This window comes from Paraburkholderia sp. EG286B (assembly GCF_040965655.1).
Lineage (GTDB): Bacteria > Pseudomonadota > Gammaproteobacteria > Burkholderiales > Burkholderiaceae > Paraburkholderia.
The window spans coordinates 1-15,977 of record NZ_JBFRCF010000024.1 but is presented as its reverse complement, the minus strand read 5'-3'; the positions used below and the strand labels follow the sequence as shown (position 1 = coordinate 15,977).

The window sequence follows — 15,977 nt, the reverse complement described above, 5'->3', positions numbered from 1 at the left end:
CCGGAAAACGCGCAGCGTCCCGGTTCGCCCACGCCTTTGCTACTGCCTTGACGCTCTATGCCTGCACGAGCATTCGCGAGCGCATTTCAAGGTGCAACGCGTGGCAGAAGTTCGTGCAATAGCACCAGTACACGCCCGGTTTGTCCGCGATGAACGTGACGGACTGGGTTTGCTGCGGATGGACGACGAAGTTGATGTTGTAGAACGGGATGGCAAAGCCGTGCGTGAGATCCTCGACCTTGTCCAGATTCGTCAGGATGATCGTGACTTCGTCGCCTTTCTTCACTGACCATTCGCGCAGGCCGAACACCGGCGCCTGCGAGGTCAGATACACCGTGACCTTCCTGCCCTGGCGTTCGACACGGCAGTCCTTCGCGGTCTTCACGGCAAGCGGAAACTCGTTCAGGTCGTAGATCTGCCGCGTCTTGATGATGTCCCGGCGCACCATGATCGAGTCGTGCGGTTCCGGATAAAGCGGATGGTCGCCGACGACCACCATCTTGTCGCCGCTGATGTCGATCAGTTGCGAACTGTCCGGGTGCAGCGGGCCGACGGGCAAATACCGGTCTTTCGAAAATTTGTTGTCGGAGATGAAGTACTGGCCGTCCGGTTCTCTCGTCTCGCCCATCGAGGTGAATCCGTGCCCCGGCTGATAATGGACGTCAACGCGATCGACAACGACCTTCGCTTCTTTGTCGCCCTTGTAGGCCTTCATCGCGGCGGCGAGATCCCACTTGACGATCTGGCTGTCGAGGAAGAGCGTGGTGTACACGAAGCCTTTGCCGTCGAAGCCGGTATGCAGCGGCCCAAGCCCGATTTCGGGTTCGGCGACGACGGCGTCGCGCGGATCCTTGAATTCGCCGTCGAACCACTTGAGCATCAACTCGTGCGAAATCACCGTTGCGGTCGGCGACAGCTTGCCCGCACATGCATAGTATTTGCCGTCCGGCGAAATATTCACGCCGTGCGGGTTCTTCGGCACGGGCACATAACACGTGAGCGCGGTTTTCGGGTCCGCGCTGGCCTCGTGCGTGCCGTCGACCACGGGCACCGTCGAGTTGCCGACGTGGAAGAACTTGCCGGCCTTCACGGCCGCTTCGATGCGCGCGATGTTGAAAAACACGCAGGCGTCGCGCTCGGCCGACATCATGTCTTCGTAATGCACGCCGTTTTCGGTGTTGTACTGATTCGAGCAAGCAAGCTTGCCGTCATACGACGTCGCGACGAGGTCCATGTTGCCGTCGACCTTCACCTGCCAGCGCGGCTGCATCGTCTTCGCGTCGATGCAGGTGAACAGACAGAAATACTTCTTCGGGTCGTTCAGATCGCGGCCGTCGTTGGGCTGCGGCGTATGGAATTCGGCGCCGCAGAAGACGCGCGTCGTCGAATTGATCTTTTCGTCCAGCGGGTCGCGCTTGTCAGGAAAGATGCCGTGAAAGCCCTGTACATTCGGCAATTGCGTGATCGCGTCGCACTCCATCGTGTCGAGACGCACGCGTGCCACGCGCGCGTTGATCTTGTCGTTTACGAAGATGTACCGGCCGTCGTATACGCCGTCGGTATACGACATGTGAACGTGGTGCGTGTCGCCGGTCATGTAGTTCAGCTGGCCGTTCGGCCGCGTGCCGATGATCTTTCGCGATTCGTTCGTGATGCCCCAACCCGACATGCAATCGACGTTGAACACCGGCACGCGCCGGATCTCGCGCCCCGAGGGCAGCCCATGCACCCGCAGGTCACCCGAGTGCCCGCCGCTCGAAAAGCCGTAGTACGTATCGAGCTTGCCCGGATGCACCTCGTACTTGTCCCAATCGATGGCCGGGGTCGCGCTCGCACCGCTTGCGCCGCTGCTCGCGTTGCCCGTGGCCGCCGCAGTGGTTTCGCCCCCGCCCTTGTTGCACGCAGCCAGACCGAGCGACAGGCTCGCGCCCGCCAGACCCGCGACCGCGGAGGAAGCCAGGAACCTGCGACGCCCCTTGTCTTGTGGAGTTACGGTCTTTCCAGATTCTTCTTTTGAAATTGTCATCACGCTCTCGCTCGTCAATTTGTTTCAACGTCGACAAATCGCCTCGAAACCCGCGGAACGAGTCCATGGGCTCCGAAGTAAACCGCTGTTATTTAAAAATCTGAAAATTGATAAATCGCATTTTGCATTCCCCAAAAATAAGACACTGCTTATCGCTCGTTGCGACGCATATTTCTAATTCATCTTCAGTTCGTTTCCGACCCGAACACCTGTTTTCAGTCGGATAGTTTGGCGCGCCGCTCGCGAATGCGACTTGATTTATATTAAAAAGAAGTACGCAGCATACGTAATTCAGCACCCGTGCGGCGATCGGACGCGAGAGCCTGTGCAGCCTGCGTCAAAACGTCCAATTTGACGTGATTCAAACGTGTTGATAATCAAAAAAAACAAAATGGACATTGCCGAACGCAATGGAATTCCATTCTGCGCAGAGGGATATTATCTGGAGCGTTGGAAAATTGTTCATTTACCGAAAAATCATCCTGATTTCGCTGCTCTTTATCGCAGCCATTGCCGCCGGATTCGGGCTAACGCTCAGAACGCCGGAAGTCTATGTTCAGGGCACTTATGTTTTCGGCACTCGCGTGCAACTGGCGCTTTACGGCGTACCGCTCGAACAGGCGCAGCAGGATGCCGACGCAGTCTTCACGCACTTCCAGGCCATGCATCGCTCGATGCACGCCTGGCAGCCCTCGGAACTCACGCAACTCAACCAAAGCATCGCGGCAGGCAAGCCCTTCCAGGCATCGATGGAACTCGCGCAGATTCTGCGCGCGGCGCAGCAACTCTCCCTCGAAACGCACGGGCTTTTCGATCCCGCCATTGGCAGGCTCATTCGGCTATGGGGTTTTCAGGCCGATCAATTCGACGTGAAGCCGCCATCGCGCGAAGCCGTTGAGCGCGAGACGGCGCTGCGCCCGCGTATCGCGGACCTCACGATTTCGCCCACTGGCGTCGTCACGAGCAGCAATCGCGCGGTCGCGATCGACTTCGGCGGATACGCCAAGGGCTGGTCGCTGGACGACGCCGCCGCGATCCTCAAACAGCGCGGCGTCGAAAACGCGTTGATCGACGTGGGGGGCAATGTGCTCGCAATGGGCAGCAAAGGCGGCATGCCCTGGCAGGTCGGCATCCAGGACCCGCGCAAGGCCGGCGCGCTCGCGACACTCGACCTGCGCGACGGCGAGGCGATCGGCACGAGCGGCGACTACCGGCGCTTCTTCGAATCCAACGGCATGCGCTACTGCCACATTCTCGATCCGCGCAGCGGTTTTCCGGCCACGCAAAGCGAGTCGGTGACCGTGCTCGTGAAGCCCGGTCCGCATGCCGGCGCGTTGTCCGACGGCGCAAGCAAGCCGCCGTTCATCGCCGGTTCCGCGCAGGCGATGTCGCTGGCGCGCAAGATCGGCGTCGAGGCCGTGCTGCTGGTGGACGCGCAAGGGCGCGTGTGGGCGTCCGCGCCCATGGCGGCGCGGCTGCGCTTTACGGATCCGTCGCTGCGCCCCGCGCAGCTGGATTGAACGGTCTTCGCCATGACGAACGCACCCGGCATCGATCTGCGCAACGTGAGCTTCAGCCGCGGCGGGCGCGCGATCCTCGACGGCATCAACATGACGGTCACAGACGCCGGGCTCGTGGCCATCGTGGGCCTCAACGGCGCGGGCAAGACGACGCTGCTCTCGCTGCTAGCCACGCTCGCTGTGCCGCGCAGCGGGCGCATTTTCGTCGACGGTATCGACGCCGTTGCCATGCCGGATCGGGTCCGCTCGAGAATCGGTGTCGTGTTTCAGGAGTCCGCGCTGGAACCGCGTTTGAGCGCGTACGACAACCTCAGCTTCATCGCGCGATGCCAGGGGTTGAAGGGCCGCGCTCTCCGGCAGCGTATCGACGAACTGATGACGGCCTTCGGACTCGAAGCGCTCGCGGCGGCAGCCGTCCACTGTCTTTCGGGCGGCCAGCGCCGGCGGCTCGAACTGGCGCGCGCACTCATCTCGCGGCCACGCGTGCTGTTGCTCGATGAGCCCACGCTGGGCCTCGATGTCGCCGCGCGCCATGTGTTCTGGGCGGAAATCAGGACGCTCGTTGGCGCGGGCCACACCGTGCTGTGCTCGACACACCATGCCGACGAAGCGAGCCGTGCCGATCGCGTCGTCGTGCTGCATCGGGGCGGCGTGCTCGCGGATGGCCCGTGGCGAGCGCTATGTGCGCACGTTCCCGGCACGATCCGGCTGCAGGTGCCGGACATCGAAACGGCGCGCCGCTGGCTCTCGGCGCAGGGTTACGCGGCGACGATCGATGAACACGGCATCGCCGTGGCGGTCGCCGATCCGCAAGCCGCGTTGCCTGCTCTGCTGCAACGCATGCCGTACCGGATCTCGAGCGTGGACGTCACGGCGCCCAACCTGATGGACATCGTGGACCACTGGAACGACGCGCGCGAAAGCGAGCCATGCCACCAGGCCGAAGACGCAGCCGCATGAGCAACGTACTCGCGATCATCTGGTTCGACCTGAAGCGATTCTGGGCCTCGCCGCTGCGGATCCTGTTCGGCCTCACGCAGCCGCTGCTGTATCTGTTCGTTCTCGGCGCAGCGCTCAGGAGCGGCACCTATGCGGAGGTCAGTGGATACCAGGCGTATATCTTTCCGGGCGTCGTCGGCCTTTCGTTGATGTACACGGCGATCTCGGCCGCGGTCGGCATCGTGCACGACCGGCAAACGGGTCTGCTGAACGCCTTGCTGGTTTCTCCCGTGAAGCGCACCGAGATCGCTGCGGGCAAGATCGGCGCGGGCGCAACACTGGCCTGGGTGCAAAGCGCGCTCCTGCTGCCGTTCTCGCCGACCATCGGCATCGGTCTCACGGCGCCGCGCCTCGCGCTCCTCATCCTCGCCATGTCGCTCGCCGCCCTCGCGTTTTCCGCACTCGGACTCGCGCTCGCACTGCCGTTCCGCTCGGTGATCGTCTTTCCGGTCGTCTCGAACACGCTGCTACTGCCGATGTTCTTCCTCTCAGGTGCGCTCTATCCGCTCGATCTCGCGCCGGCCTGGATCCGGCTTGCCGCCGTTTTCGATCCCGCCGCCTACGCTGTCGACTTGATGCGCGGCGTGTTGACGACCCAGTTCGTGATCGCACCGGAGCGCTCGCTTGCCACGCTCGCGGCGTGTCTGTTCGCTGCGGGCTGGCTCGTCGTGCGCCACATGAACCGGCGCGACGCATAGCAACTTTGATGAATTAAAGGGGATTTTCCATGGGTGAATTCAGTGTCTGGCACTGGCTTGTCGTTTTGCTGATCGTCGCGATGGTGTTCGGCACGAAGAAGCTGCGCAATATCGGCGGCGATCTGGGCGGTGCCGTCAAGGGTTTCAAGGAAGGCATGCGGGAAGCCGAGGCGCCCACACTCGCTCAGGATGCCGAATTACCGTCGCCCGCCATAATCGATGTCAACGCAACGGAGACAACATGTCAGCAACGATGAGACGCGCCGTGGAGTGGCGGAAACGACTCTGGCACCCTCGAGAGCGTGCAACATGAGCCCCGTACGCGGACGCTTTCACGTACCGTGCATTTGGGAAACGCACCACGTGACGCCTCTGGTTCATCTGAGGAAGCTCAATCAAAAACCGTTGTCGTGCGGCCCGATCCCGGCGAGAGGCAGCTACTACCACCTCGAGGCGATGCCGCGCACCGGCGGCAGCGCCTTCACGCTCGTTTCCGAGCGTCATTGTGCGGAAAAGCTGCTGAGGCGCCTCGGAAGAGACCCGCTGCCCGTTTTCGATCCAATCGCACAGTCGCTTGCGAATGCCGGCACGGCTCCTGTCTCGCGATTGCGCATGAGCGCACTCAACGCAGACCTGTTCGACGCGATTCACCTGCTCTGCATCGTGAGAGGGGCGGTGCCGCGAAACGGCGTGACGCGCACACTCGCGGCGCTGCGGCGTAACCCGGATGCGCTCGTGCAGCGTCACGAAATCGTCCGGTTCGCGCAGGCACTCGAAAACGGCGGCCACTCGCTTACGCAGGCCATCGATCTGCTACGCAAGTCCAACCCACGTCTGCGCGAATTCACGTTCGAATTTTTGCGCGCGCGGATGATACGGGAAGGGTTGCCGATCTACCTTTGATTCTGCTCGCGGCGTGGTCTGGCCCTCTCGGGAAAACAGATCAAACAGGCGTACATCGCTGTTCGCGCCCCGCCATAAACCACGCAACCACGCTAAATCACCGGATTAAAAGGTATTTATCCGCCAATCCCCTTTTTCGCGGGCCGCCCAACGCAGGCATAATTCCAATGGAGCAGCGCGACTAAAAGGGTCGTTTTCGTATTCCTGATTATCCATGGACTACGCAAGGCGAGACGTTCGAGCGCCTCCAGTCCCACGATAGATTATCTGGCGCCGTCACGGCGGCGCCGGGCAGGAATGCATTCATGAAACCGGCAAGGAATTCGCGGTGGTCACGCTTTGGCCGATACGTGGCGTCAGGTGTATGCGCGGCCGCACTCGCGGCGACGGCTGGCTTTTTCTACTGGCGCCATGAAGTGAATCTTGCGCAGTCCCAGCCGGCTGCGCTGACGGGTGTCGCCAGCGAAATGCGGCATGACGCATCGCCATGGACGAAGCGCGAGAAGGATGCCTCGGAATTGCTGCGCGACATTCGCGACCGCGATGTCGCCGCGATCGGCGTGAGCCGCGAAGCGATTCTCGTCTCGACGACCAAGGGCGAAAAGTATTATGTGGCCGACCATAACGGCGCGTTCGCGAACGCCCTGCTGCTCGGCGATCTGAAGCCGGGCGCGACGCCGCCCTGGCAACTCGTCTGGCTGCCGCACGCCGATGTGCGCATCGGCGCCGAGCGTTGGACAGAAGCCATCGACCGCTCGCGTGACGCGCTCAGTCTGCTGCTCCCCGTGCTGATGCTAGGCGGCCTGCTGTGGTTCATGCGCCGGGAAATGGGCGGCGGCGCGCAATTGCTCGGCGAATCGCCGAAGTTGCGCTTCGACGACGTGATCGGCGCGGGCGAAGCGAAAGCCGCGCTCGCCGACGTGCGCGCGTGGCTCACCGAGCCGGCGCAGTTCACGGGCATGGGCGTGCGCGCGCCATGCGGCGTGCTGATGACGGGCGGCCCGGGCGTCGGCAAGACGCGGCTCGCGCAGGCGCTTGCAGGCGAATGCGGCGCGAACTTCATCGCCATCACGGGCAGCTATTTCAGCGCGAAGTACTACGGCGTGGGCATTCAGAAGGTCAAGCGCCTGTTCGAGCTCGCGCGCAAGAACGCGCCCACGGTCATCTTCATCGACGAGGCGGACGGCCTCGGCAAGCGCACCGATACGGGCGGCGGCCCGGTCGAGGCGGAAAGCAACCGCATCATCAACCAGTTGCTCGCGGAGATGGACGGGTTCGAATCGAACGAAGGCGTGATCATCGTCGCCGCGACCAATCACCCGGACAATCTCGACGAAGCGCTGCGCCGCCCCGGCCGTTTCGACCGCACCGTGCAGGTGCGTCTGCCCGACCTCGAGGATCGCGCGGAAATTCTGCGCTTCTATGCCGGCAATCTGAAGACGAAAGCCGACGACCTCGATTTCAACCAGCTCGCGCGGTTGACCACGGGCCTTTCGCCGGCCACGCTGTCGATGATCGTGAATCAGGCGGGTCTCGTCGCGCGCAAGGCCGGCAAGCAGGAGGTGGCTGCGGTGCATTTTCTCGAGGCGATCAAGATTGCGCGCATTGGCGACGTCAACGGCGCGGAGCGCGCGCTTTCGGACGACGAACGCACGCGCATTGCGATCCATGAAGCGGGACATGGCCTCGTCGCCGCGCTCCTCGGCACCGGCGTGCTCGAGGAAGTGACGATCTTGCCGCGCGGCGGCGCGTTGGGCGTGGCGCTGATCACGAAAATGCAGGACAAGTACCTGTATCGCGAGACGGAAATGCGCAACGAGATCCAGGTGCTGCTGGGCGGCCGCAATGCGGAACTGCTCATGTTCGGCGAAGCATCGAGCGGCGCGGCGCAGGATTTGCAGGAGGCCTCGCGCATCAGCCTCGACATGGTGTCGAAGCACGGCTTCAACGCGGATGGCAACCTGTTCAGCCTCGCGGCGCTGCCGCAGCAGGTCGCGGGCTTGCAGTTGAAGGCCGCGATCGAGCACGCGAACACGCTGCTGCACGAACTCAACGACGCGTGCTTCGCGTTGCTGCGTGCGAACGAACCGGTACTGCGCGCGATCGCCGACCAGTTGCTCGAGTCGGAGACGGTGCCCGGCGAGACGGTCTATCGTCTGATTCGCGAGCATGCGGTGGCCGTGGCGAGCACGCAGGCGGTGACCGAAGCGGCCGCCGCCTGAGCCGCTCTTATATCGCCGTCATCGTTCGTTCGAGTCTTCAAGCCCGTTCGAGCGCCGCCATCGCTCTCACGATCACGAGCAGCACGGAAAGACTCACGCCGCTCGAAGCGCGCAGTTCCGTCAGCAACTGCCCATAACGCTCCAGCGCAGCCTCGTGCTGGGCGCACCAGGCGTCCACGAGCGTTTGTGCGTCCGCGGCTTCGGAACCTTGCGTAAGCACGCTCGTGGTAAGCGCGCGCTTGAGGTGCGCCACCTCGGCGAGCGCCGCCGCGCGCGCCATGGTGTCCCAATGCGTCGGCGTAGGCAGCGTCGCCGCACGCTCGCCAATCCAGCTGTAATTGAGCCGCGTGCCCAGGGCGAAGTACGCCGCCGCAACGCGCTCCAGCGGGCGGTCGCATGCCGCCGCCACATCGGCGATGTCGAGCAGTGCTACCGAAATATCCCCGCTCGCCACGCGCAGCGCGAGCGCGTTTTCGACGCCCGCCTTCACGAGCTCGCCCTGGCGTGCCGAAAGCGCTTCGAGATCCGCTTCGGGCAGCAGCGTCGGCAATTGCGGCGCGAGGCGCTGAGCGGCGTCGCGGCAGCGCGCCAGCAGCGTGCTCACGCCATCGTTATCCACCGCGCCTGCTTGCAGATGGCGCAGGAACCATAGCGCCGCGCGCTCGAGCAGCCGCGCGATGTCGACGAACATGCGCGCCTGCACGTCGTCGGGCACGCGGTTGTCGAGCGCGTCGATGGCGCGCCAGATGTCATTGAGGCCGAACACGTCGCGCGCCATGATGCATGCGCGCACGATTTCGCCGGGCTGTGCGTCGGTTTCCTCCATCAAACGGTGCACGAATGCGCAGCCCACGCGGTTCACGAGCGCGTTCGTCAGATGCGTCGCCAGAATTTCGCGCCGCAGCGGATGCCGATGCATGGGTTCGCTAAAGCGCTGCTGCAGCGGCTGCGGGAAGTAGTCGATCAGCAAGTCCGCGACGAGCGGGTCTTCCGGCACGGACGAGTCGAGCAACGCGTCGTAGAGCCACATCTTGCTGTAAGCGAGCAGCACGGCGCGCTCTGGCGACGTGAGCCCGAGTTTCGCGGCCTGGCGCTCAGTGATTTCGTCGTCGGTCGGCAGGAATTCGATATGGCGATTCAGACGTCCAGCGCGTTCGAGCCAGCGCATGAGGCGCGATTCGGCATCGAGCAGCTCCACGGCGTAGCGGCCCGCGATCGACAGCGCCTGTGTCTGGTAGTAGTTGTCGCTCAGCACCAGCAGCCCGACTTCGTCGGTCATCTCCGCGAGCAGGGTGTTGCGCTGTTTCGTCGTCATCTCGCCGTCGGCCACCACGAGTCCGAGCAGGATCTTGATGTTCACTTCGTGATCCGAACAATCCACGCCTGCCGAGTTATCGATGGCATCCGTGTTGATGTGGCCGCCGTGCTGCGCGAATTCGATGCGCCCGAACTGCGTGACGCCGAGATTGCCGCCCTCGCCCACGACCTTGCAGCGCAGCTCCGAGCCGTTCACGCGCACGGCGTCGTTGGCTTTGTCGCCGACCTGGGCGTTGGTCTCGCGCGCGGCTTTCACATAGGTGCCAATGCCGCCGTTATAGAGCAGATCGACGTTCGCCAGCAGGATCGCGCGAATCAACTCGGTCGGCGAAAGCGCTGCCGCTTCGATGCCGAGTGCCGTGCGCACCGCGGCCGAAAGCGGGATCGTCTTCATGGTGCGCGCGAACACGCCGCCGCCCGCCGATATCGTGGCCGGATCGTAGTCGGCCCAGCTTGAGCGTTCGAGCGCGAAGAGCCGCGTGCGCTCCGCGAGGCTCACGACCGGATCGGGATTGGGGTCGAGGAAAATATGGCGGTGATCGAAGGCTGCGACGAGCTTGATATGCGGCGAGAGCAGCATGCCGTTGCCGAACACGTCGCCCGACATGTCGCCAATGCCGACCACGGTGAAACCGGTGGCCTGCGTGTCGACGCCCATTTCGCGGAAATGCCGCTTGACCGACTCCCACGCGCCGCGCGCCGTGATCGCCATCTTCTTGTGGTCGTAGCCCACGGAGCCGCCCGAGGCGAAAGCATCGTCGAGCCAGAAGCCGTATTCGGCGGAGATCGCGTTCGCGTAGTCGGAGAACGTGGCGGTGCCCTTGTCGGCGGCCACGACGAGGTACGGGTCGTCGGGGTCGTGGCGCACGACATCGGGCGGTGGCACGATCGCGTTGTTCACGAGATTGTCTGTGAGATCGAGTAGGCCGCGCAGGAAGGTCTGATAGCACGCCACGCCCTCGCGCATCCATGCTTCGCGGTCGCTCGCCGGCGGCGGATTCTTCACGACGAAGCCGCCCTTCGAGCCCACCGGCACGATCACGACGTTCTTCACCATCTGGGCTTTCATGAGACCCAGCACTTCGGTGCGGAAGTCTTCGCGGCGATCCGACCAGCGCAGGCCGCCGCGCGCGACGCGCCCGCCGCGCAAGTGCACACCCTCCACGCGCGGCGAGTAGACCCAGATCTCGAACATCGGCTTGGGTTCGGGCAGGCCAGGCACTTTCGAGGGATCGAATTTGAACGAGAGCGAGGGCCGCTCTGCGCCATTGGCTTCGCGGCGGAAATAGTTCGTGCGCACCGTCGCATTGATCACGCCGAGGAACTGCCGCAGGATACGGTCTTCGTCGAGATTGGGCACCTGGTCGAGCGCGCTTTCGATGGCCTTGAGCATGAGCGCAGTGCGTTCTTCTCGCGCCTGTGAATCGCGTGGATCGAACCGGAGTACGAACAGTTCGACGAACTGCCGGGCGATCGCGGGATTGCCGGTTAGCGCACGCTCGATATAGGCGTCGCTGAATGTCGAGCCCACCTGGCGAAGATACTTCGCATAGGCGCGCAGGATCGTGACTTCGCGCGCGCTCAGATAGGCGCGCAGCACGAGCCGGTTGAAATCGTCGTTCTCGATGCGGGCGTTCCAGACGCTTTCGAATGCGTCTTCGAACAGGCCCTTCACACGCTCGATGTCGAATTCGGCGTCGTCCGCGAGTTCGAGGCCGAAATCGTGGACCCACGCAGGCGCGCAAGAAGGTGCCTCGATCACATAGGGCCGCTCTTCATCCACGCGCACACCGAGATGTTCCAGCATCGGCAGGCTGCGCGAGAGCGCAATCGCTTCGCCCGCGCAATAGACCTTGAAGCGGAACGTACGCGGCCCCGCCTCGATGGGCCGGTACAGATTCATCGCGATGCGCTGCGTTCCCTGTACGCGCTCGATCAGTTCGATGTCGCGTACCGCCGTGCGCGCCGGATAGTCGTCGCGATAGCCGGGTGGAAACGAATCGGCATAGCGATGCAACAGACTCGTGCCCTGCTCTTCGCCGAACGCATCGAGCAGCGCATCGGCCAGATCGTCCTGCCAGCGGCGTGTGACCTGCACGAGCCGCGCTTCCAGTTCGTGCGTGTCGACTTCGGGCATCGAGCCGGGCTCGGCGTGCACGACGAAATGAATCCGCGCGATCGCCGACTCCGAAAGCAGCGGCGTGAACTCGACGGATACGCCGTTGAAGGCGTCCACGAGCAGGTTGGCAATCCGCCGCCGCAGATCGGTGTTGTACTTGTCTCGCGAGACGTACACGAGGCAGGAAACGAAGCGGTTGAAGCGGTCGCGCCGCACGAATAACCGCGTGCGCTGGTGTTCCTGCAAGCGCAGCACACCGAGCGCGATGTCGAAAAGCTCGTCCTCGCTCGCCTGCAGCAGTTCATCGCGCGGATAGGTTTCCAGCACCGTCACCAGCGATTTACCGAGATGGCCCTTCGGCAGGAACCCCGCGCGCTGCACGATATTCGCGCATTTGCGCCGCACGATCGGGATTTCGGCGGTGGAGACCATATAGGCAGTCGAGGTGTAGAGGCCCACGAAGCGGCGCTCGCCGCACACCTTGCCATCTGCGCCGACGAGCTTCACCCCGACGTAGTCCAGATAGCCGGGCCGGTGCACGGTGGCGCGCGAGTTCGCTTTCGTCAGGAAAATGGGCCACGCGCCGCTGATGATGTCGACCGCCGCGGGCGGCAACGGCGTGATGTCGGGCGTGCCCGGCGCGCGCAGCGATTCGCGCAGAATGCCGAGGCCCGAGCCTTCCACGCCGCGCAGGGCGTAGCCGCCGTCATGCGCAACCAGCGCGTAATCGCGCTGGCCGAGGAAGGTGAAATGGTCGGCCACCATCCATTCGAGAAACGCGCGCGCTTCGATGTCCTCTGCGCTCGTTTCGCGCGCTTTCATCGTCTTGATGGTGGTGCGCGCGGCCTCGAGCAGGTTCGGCCAGTCTTCTACCGACGCCCGCACGTCGCCAAGCACCTTGGCGATGTCGCTGCGCAATTCGTCGAGCTTTGCTGCGTCGCCGCAGCGGTCCACCTCGAAGTGGATGAACGAGGCGAGTTGCGAGTGCCCGTCGCCGGCGCTGGCGCCGCCCTCGTCCACACGCTCGATCGTCCCGTCCTTGCCGCGCCAGATCCGGAATACGGGGTGGAGCGCGGAATGCAGCGCGAGCCCCAGACGGTTGACGGCCATGGAGACCGAATCGACGAGAAACGGCATGTCGTCGTTCACGATTTCGATGACCGTATGGTCCGAATGCCAGCCGTGCTGCTCGAGGATCGGGTTGTAGACCTGCATGCGCTCGCTGCCCGGCACGAAGCGCTGCGCGGTTCGCCAGTGCGCCATGGCGGCGCCATAGAGGTCGGCGATGCTGCGGCTACGCAGATCTTCCGCGTCGGCGAAATCGTAGTAGTGCCGCAGGAAAGGCTCGACGATCTGGAACGTCGGCTCGGGCAAGCGCGCCCGCGCAAATTCCATGACGTCGGAGAGCAGATGGGCGACGAATTCTTCGTTCCTCGCTAGCATGACGAACTCCTTGGCGGATAGTCATTGACTGCATCGGCGGTTCAGTCATTATGCACCGGCAAGGTGATCGAACGATGAATGCGTGCGCACGCGCTGCCTCACGGCGAGGCGCTGCACTGCAATGCGGCTGGTGGCGCAGAACTTGCTGACTGCGTACGCCCGCTTCAGCGCGCTTATGGCGCCGCTTTCGATGCGGATGTGAACTGGGCGAGCAACCAGGTGCGCAGCCTCTGGCTCGTCTCCGACCGGACACCGGTCTGTGGAAGGACAATGTAATAACCCAGCGACAGGGGCAACGAAAACTCGAACAGGCGTTGCAGCCTTCCGGCCGCGATATCGCGCTCGACGAGATGTTCGCTCGTGAGTGCAATGCCCTGCCCCGCAATGGCGGCATCGATGGCGAGCGACGATTGACTGAAGTGCGGCCCTTTCAGCGCGCCCAGCGTGTTTGTGCAGCCCAGGGCGTTGAAAAACTCCGGCCACAGATCATGAGAATCGTGGAGCAGCACATAGTTTTCCAGGTCCGCGATCGTGCGTACGGGGTAATCGGGCTTGAACAGTTGCGGGCTGGCTACGGCGAACACCTGCAGCGGAAATAGCAGGTCGCTGACGAGACCTTTCGCGAACGGTGGCTTGCCGAGCCGAACTGCGATATCCACGCCATCGGACCTGAAATTGCACAGCGCCGAATCAGCAATGATCCGGACGTCGATGTCCGGGTGCTGCTCTCCAAACTCTGCCAGCCTGGGTATCAGCCATTTCGAAGCGAATGAGGGCGTCGTGCTGATCGTGAGGGACGTCGAACGACGGTTCAGCGCCGCGGTCGCGTCGGCGACGATCGTGAGCGCCCGTTGAACGGCGGCGAAGTAAGTCTGCCCCTCGGTCGTGAGAGCGAGACCTCGCGGCCCCCTCGCGAAAAGGGGCAAATTCAGGGCTTCTTCGAGCACCCGCACCTGCTGCGCGACGGCGCCCTGGGTGACGCCGAGTTCTTCGGACGCGAGGCGGAAATTGAGGTGCCGGGCGGAGGCGTCGAACGCGCGGAGCGCATTCAGCGGCGGCAGGTGACGTGGTTTCAATGAATGCTTCAACGGGTATATTGGCTGTGGGAAGCCGGCGAACAGCCAGCAGTATTCCAACGGCAAGCCAGCAGAAATTTTATTGTCAGACCATAAAAAACATCATTCGACAATCGAATCATAACGCCATAGAGTTTCTGAACGAAACCCCATGCAGCGCGGCTCTAACGCGCTGAATTCCATTCAGGGAGGGAGCACCATGGCAGCAGAAAAAGTCGCACTCGTCACGGCAGCCGGCAAGGGTATGGGCGCGGCGATCGCCCGTGAACTGGCAGCCGGCGGTTACCGTCTGGCCTTGATGTCGCCCTCCGGCAGTGCGGCCGAACTGGCGAAAGAGCTTGGCGGATTCGGCTTTACGGGCTCGGTAACCGGGCCGGACTGTATCGACCGGTTCGTCGGCGAAACGCTCGCAAAGTATGGCCGCATCGACGCTGTGGTGAACAACACGGGACATCCACCGAAGGGCGATCTGCTTTCTGTCGCCGACGAACAGTGGCACCTCGGGCTCGATCTCATCGTGCTCAACGTCGCTCGCGTGCTGCGTCGCGTGACGCCTGCGTTTCTCGAGCAAGGCGGCGGCGCGGTGGTGAATATTTCGAGCTTTGCCGCCGATGCGCCTGAGCAGGCCATGCCCGTTTCTTCTGCGCTGCGCGCCGCGTTGAGTTCGTTCACGCGCCTTTATGCCGATCGCTACGCGAAGGACAATATTCGAATCAACTCCGTGTTGCCGGGGTTTATCGACAGCTGGCCCGAGACGCCCGAAATCGTCACCCGCATTCCGGTTGGCCGCTTCGGGAAGACGCAGGAGATCGCGCAGACGGTCGCGTTCCTGTTGTCGGATGCCGCGGGCTACATCACGGGGCAAAACATCCGTGTCGACGGCGGCATCGTGCGTGCTCTGTAACGCGGCAAATATGGATCAGGTCGTCGATGAGGTCTGGGCACGCCTGTACGCAGGCGCCAATGCGGGAAAGGAGCGTTCGCCCTTCACGATGCTGCAGGTCGCGACGATCGCGCTAGATGGTGCGCCTGCCGTGCGGACGGTCGTGTTGCGCCGTGTCTCGCGCGAGCAGCGTTCCGTCATGTTTCATACCGACGTGCGGTCTACAAAGGTGGCCGAATTGAGGCGCGACCCGCGCATATCGCTCGTCGGCTGTGATCTCGACGGCGGGATCCAGATAAGGCTGCACGGCGTTGCGAACGTCGTCGAGGCGCCCTCGGAAACGAGAGCGGTTTGGGACGCGAGCAGACCTCGGACGTTGATCGTCTATCGCTCGCCGCTTGCGCCCGCGACGCCGGTTGCGTCTCCCACCGAGGCGCATGCAACGACGTTCGCCGAAGATCCCGACTCATCGGCGGGATTCGAAAACTTCTGCCTGATTGATGTGACCGTATCGAGCATTGACTACCTCGATCTGAATCCCGCAGGGCATAGGCGGGCCAGTCTGGTGTTCGAAGAAGGGAAATGGCGCGGGACCTGGCTGGCGCCATGAATTGGAGAGCTGCTTTTTATTTTTTAAAGCTCGTAAACGCCAGAACCCCGGTGCTCTTTCGGAGCCACCGGGGTTCTGGACGTACTGCATAAGGAGCCTGACGATTACCTACTTTCACACGGGCAATCCGCACTATCATCGGCGTGGAGCTGTTTCACGGT

At 63.1% G+C, this 15,977-nt stretch carries 11 protein-coding genes; 8 read left to right on the top strand and 3 right to left on the bottom strand.

Translation table 11 applies throughout. The features are described from left to right. Window positions 1-55 precede the first annotated feature (55 nt). Entirely contained in the window at window positions 56-2,026 is a 1,971-nt protein-coding gene (gene nosZ, locus AB4Y42_RS35505) for a TAT-dependent nitrous-oxide reductase (protein ID WP_368696783.1), read from the bottom strand. Between the two features lie 476 nt (window positions 2,027-2,502). Here nosZ and AB4Y42_RS35500 point away from each other — a divergent pair, with 476 nt between their 5' ends. The 6 genes from AB4Y42_RS35500 (at window position 2,503) to AB4Y42_RS35475 (ending at window position 8,368) form a co-directional block, all read left to right on the top strand. Continuing rightward, window positions 2,503-3,546, top strand: a complete 1,044-nt coding sequence (locus tag AB4Y42_RS35500) for an FAD:protein FMN transferase (RefSeq protein ID WP_368696841.1) — start codon at window positions 2,503-2,505, stop codon at window positions 3,544-3,546. A 12-nt stretch (window positions 3,547-3,558) separates the two neighbouring features. Continuing rightward, window positions 3,559-4,506 carry an ABC transporter ATP-binding protein gene (locus AB4Y42_RS35495; protein ID WP_368696782.1) on the top strand — a complete coding sequence of 316 codons (948 nt, stop codon included), beginning with the start codon at window positions 3,559-3,561 and terminating at the stop codon, window positions 4,504-4,506. Beyond that, the gene (locus tag AB4Y42_RS35490) at window positions 4,503-5,243 is read left to right on the top strand and encodes an ABC transporter permease (RefSeq protein ID WP_368696781.1); all 741 of its coding nucleotides are present in this window, start codon (window positions 4,503-4,505) and stop codon (window positions 5,241-5,243) included. Before AB4Y42_RS35495 ends, AB4Y42_RS35490 begins: the two co-directional genes overlap by 4 nt. 29 nt (window positions 5,244-5,272) lie before the next feature. Further along, window positions 5,273-5,500, top strand: a complete 228-nt coding sequence (gene tatA, locus AB4Y42_RS35485; protein WP_368696780.1) for a Sec-independent protein translocase subunit TatA — start codon at window positions 5,273-5,275, stop codon at window positions 5,498-5,500. A 106-nt stretch (window positions 5,501-5,606) separates the two neighbouring features. Then, entirely contained in the window at window positions 5,607-6,146 is a 540-nt protein-coding gene (locus AB4Y42_RS35480; protein WP_368696779.1) for a hypothetical protein, read from the top strand. A gap of 305 nt (window positions 6,147-6,451) precedes the next feature. Then, window positions 6,452-8,368 (top strand): AAA family ATPase, encoded by a 1,917-nt coding sequence (locus AB4Y42_RS35475; protein WP_368696778.1) that lies wholly within the window; start codon window positions 6,452-6,454, stop codon window positions 8,366-8,368. 37 nt (window positions 8,369-8,405) lie between these two features. Here the strand turns inward: AB4Y42_RS35475 and AB4Y42_RS35470 are convergent, their stop codons facing one another. Then, window positions 8,406-13,247: an NAD-glutamate dehydrogenase gene (locus AB4Y42_RS35470; protein ID WP_368692273.1), complete on the bottom strand. Its 4,842-nt coding sequence runs from the start codon at window positions 13,245-13,247 to the stop codon at window positions 8,406-8,408. Between the two features lie 173 nt (window positions 13,248-13,420). Then, window positions 13,421-14,323, bottom strand: a complete 903-nt coding sequence (gcvA, locus tag AB4Y42_RS35465; protein ID WP_368696777.1) for a transcriptional regulator GcvA — start codon at window positions 14,321-14,323, stop codon at window positions 13,421-13,423. 199 nt (window positions 14,324-14,522) lie between these two features. Between gcvA and AB4Y42_RS35460 the strand changes: the two genes are divergently transcribed. Both AB4Y42_RS35460 and AB4Y42_RS35455 read left to right on the top strand, forming a co-directional pair. Further along, entirely contained in the window at window positions 14,523-15,227 is a 705-nt protein-coding gene (locus tag AB4Y42_RS35460; RefSeq protein WP_368696776.1) for an SDR family oxidoreductase, read from the top strand. A 10-nt stretch (window positions 15,228-15,237) separates the two neighbouring features. Further along, window positions 15,238-15,816, top strand: coding sequence for a pyridoxamine 5'-phosphate oxidase family protein (locus AB4Y42_RS35455; protein ID WP_368696775.1), 579 nt, complete (start codon window positions 15,238-15,240; stop codon window positions 15,814-15,816). Window positions 15,817-15,977: the final 161 nt, after the last annotated feature.

What these genes read in the sequence shown, in the direction of transcription:
- nosZ (WP_368696783.1), bottom strand. Translation starts at nt 2,026, where the DNA reads ATGACAATTTCAAAAGAAGAATCTGGAAAGACCGTAACTCCACAAGAC.
- AB4Y42_RS35495 (WP_368696782.1), top strand. Translation starts at nt 3,559, where the DNA reads ATGACGAACGCACCCGGCATCGATCTGCGCAACGTGAGCTTCAGCCGC.
- AB4Y42_RS35490 (WP_368696781.1), top strand. Translation starts at nt 4,503, where the DNA reads ATGAGCAACGTACTCGCGATCATCTGGTTCGACCTGAAGCGATTCTGG.
- tatA (WP_368696780.1), top strand. Translation starts at nt 5,273, where the DNA reads ATGGGTGAATTCAGTGTCTGGCACTGGCTTGTCGTTTTGCTGATCGTC.
- AB4Y42_RS35475 (WP_368696778.1), top strand. Translation starts at nt 6,452, where the DNA reads ATGAAACCGGCAAGGAATTCGCGGTGGTCACGCTTTGGCCGATACGTG.
- AB4Y42_RS35470 (WP_368692273.1), bottom strand. Translation starts at nt 13,247, where the DNA reads ATGCTAGCGAGGAACGAAGAATTCGTCGCCCATCTGCTCTCCGACGTC.
- AB4Y42_RS35460 (WP_368696776.1), top strand. Translation starts at nt 14,523, where the DNA reads ATGGCAGCAGAAAAAGTCGCACTCGTCACGGCAGCCGGCAAGGGTATG.
- AB4Y42_RS35455 (WP_368696775.1), top strand. Translation starts at nt 15,238, where the DNA reads ATGGATCAGGTCGTCGATGAGGTCTGGGCACGCCTGTACGCAGGCGCC.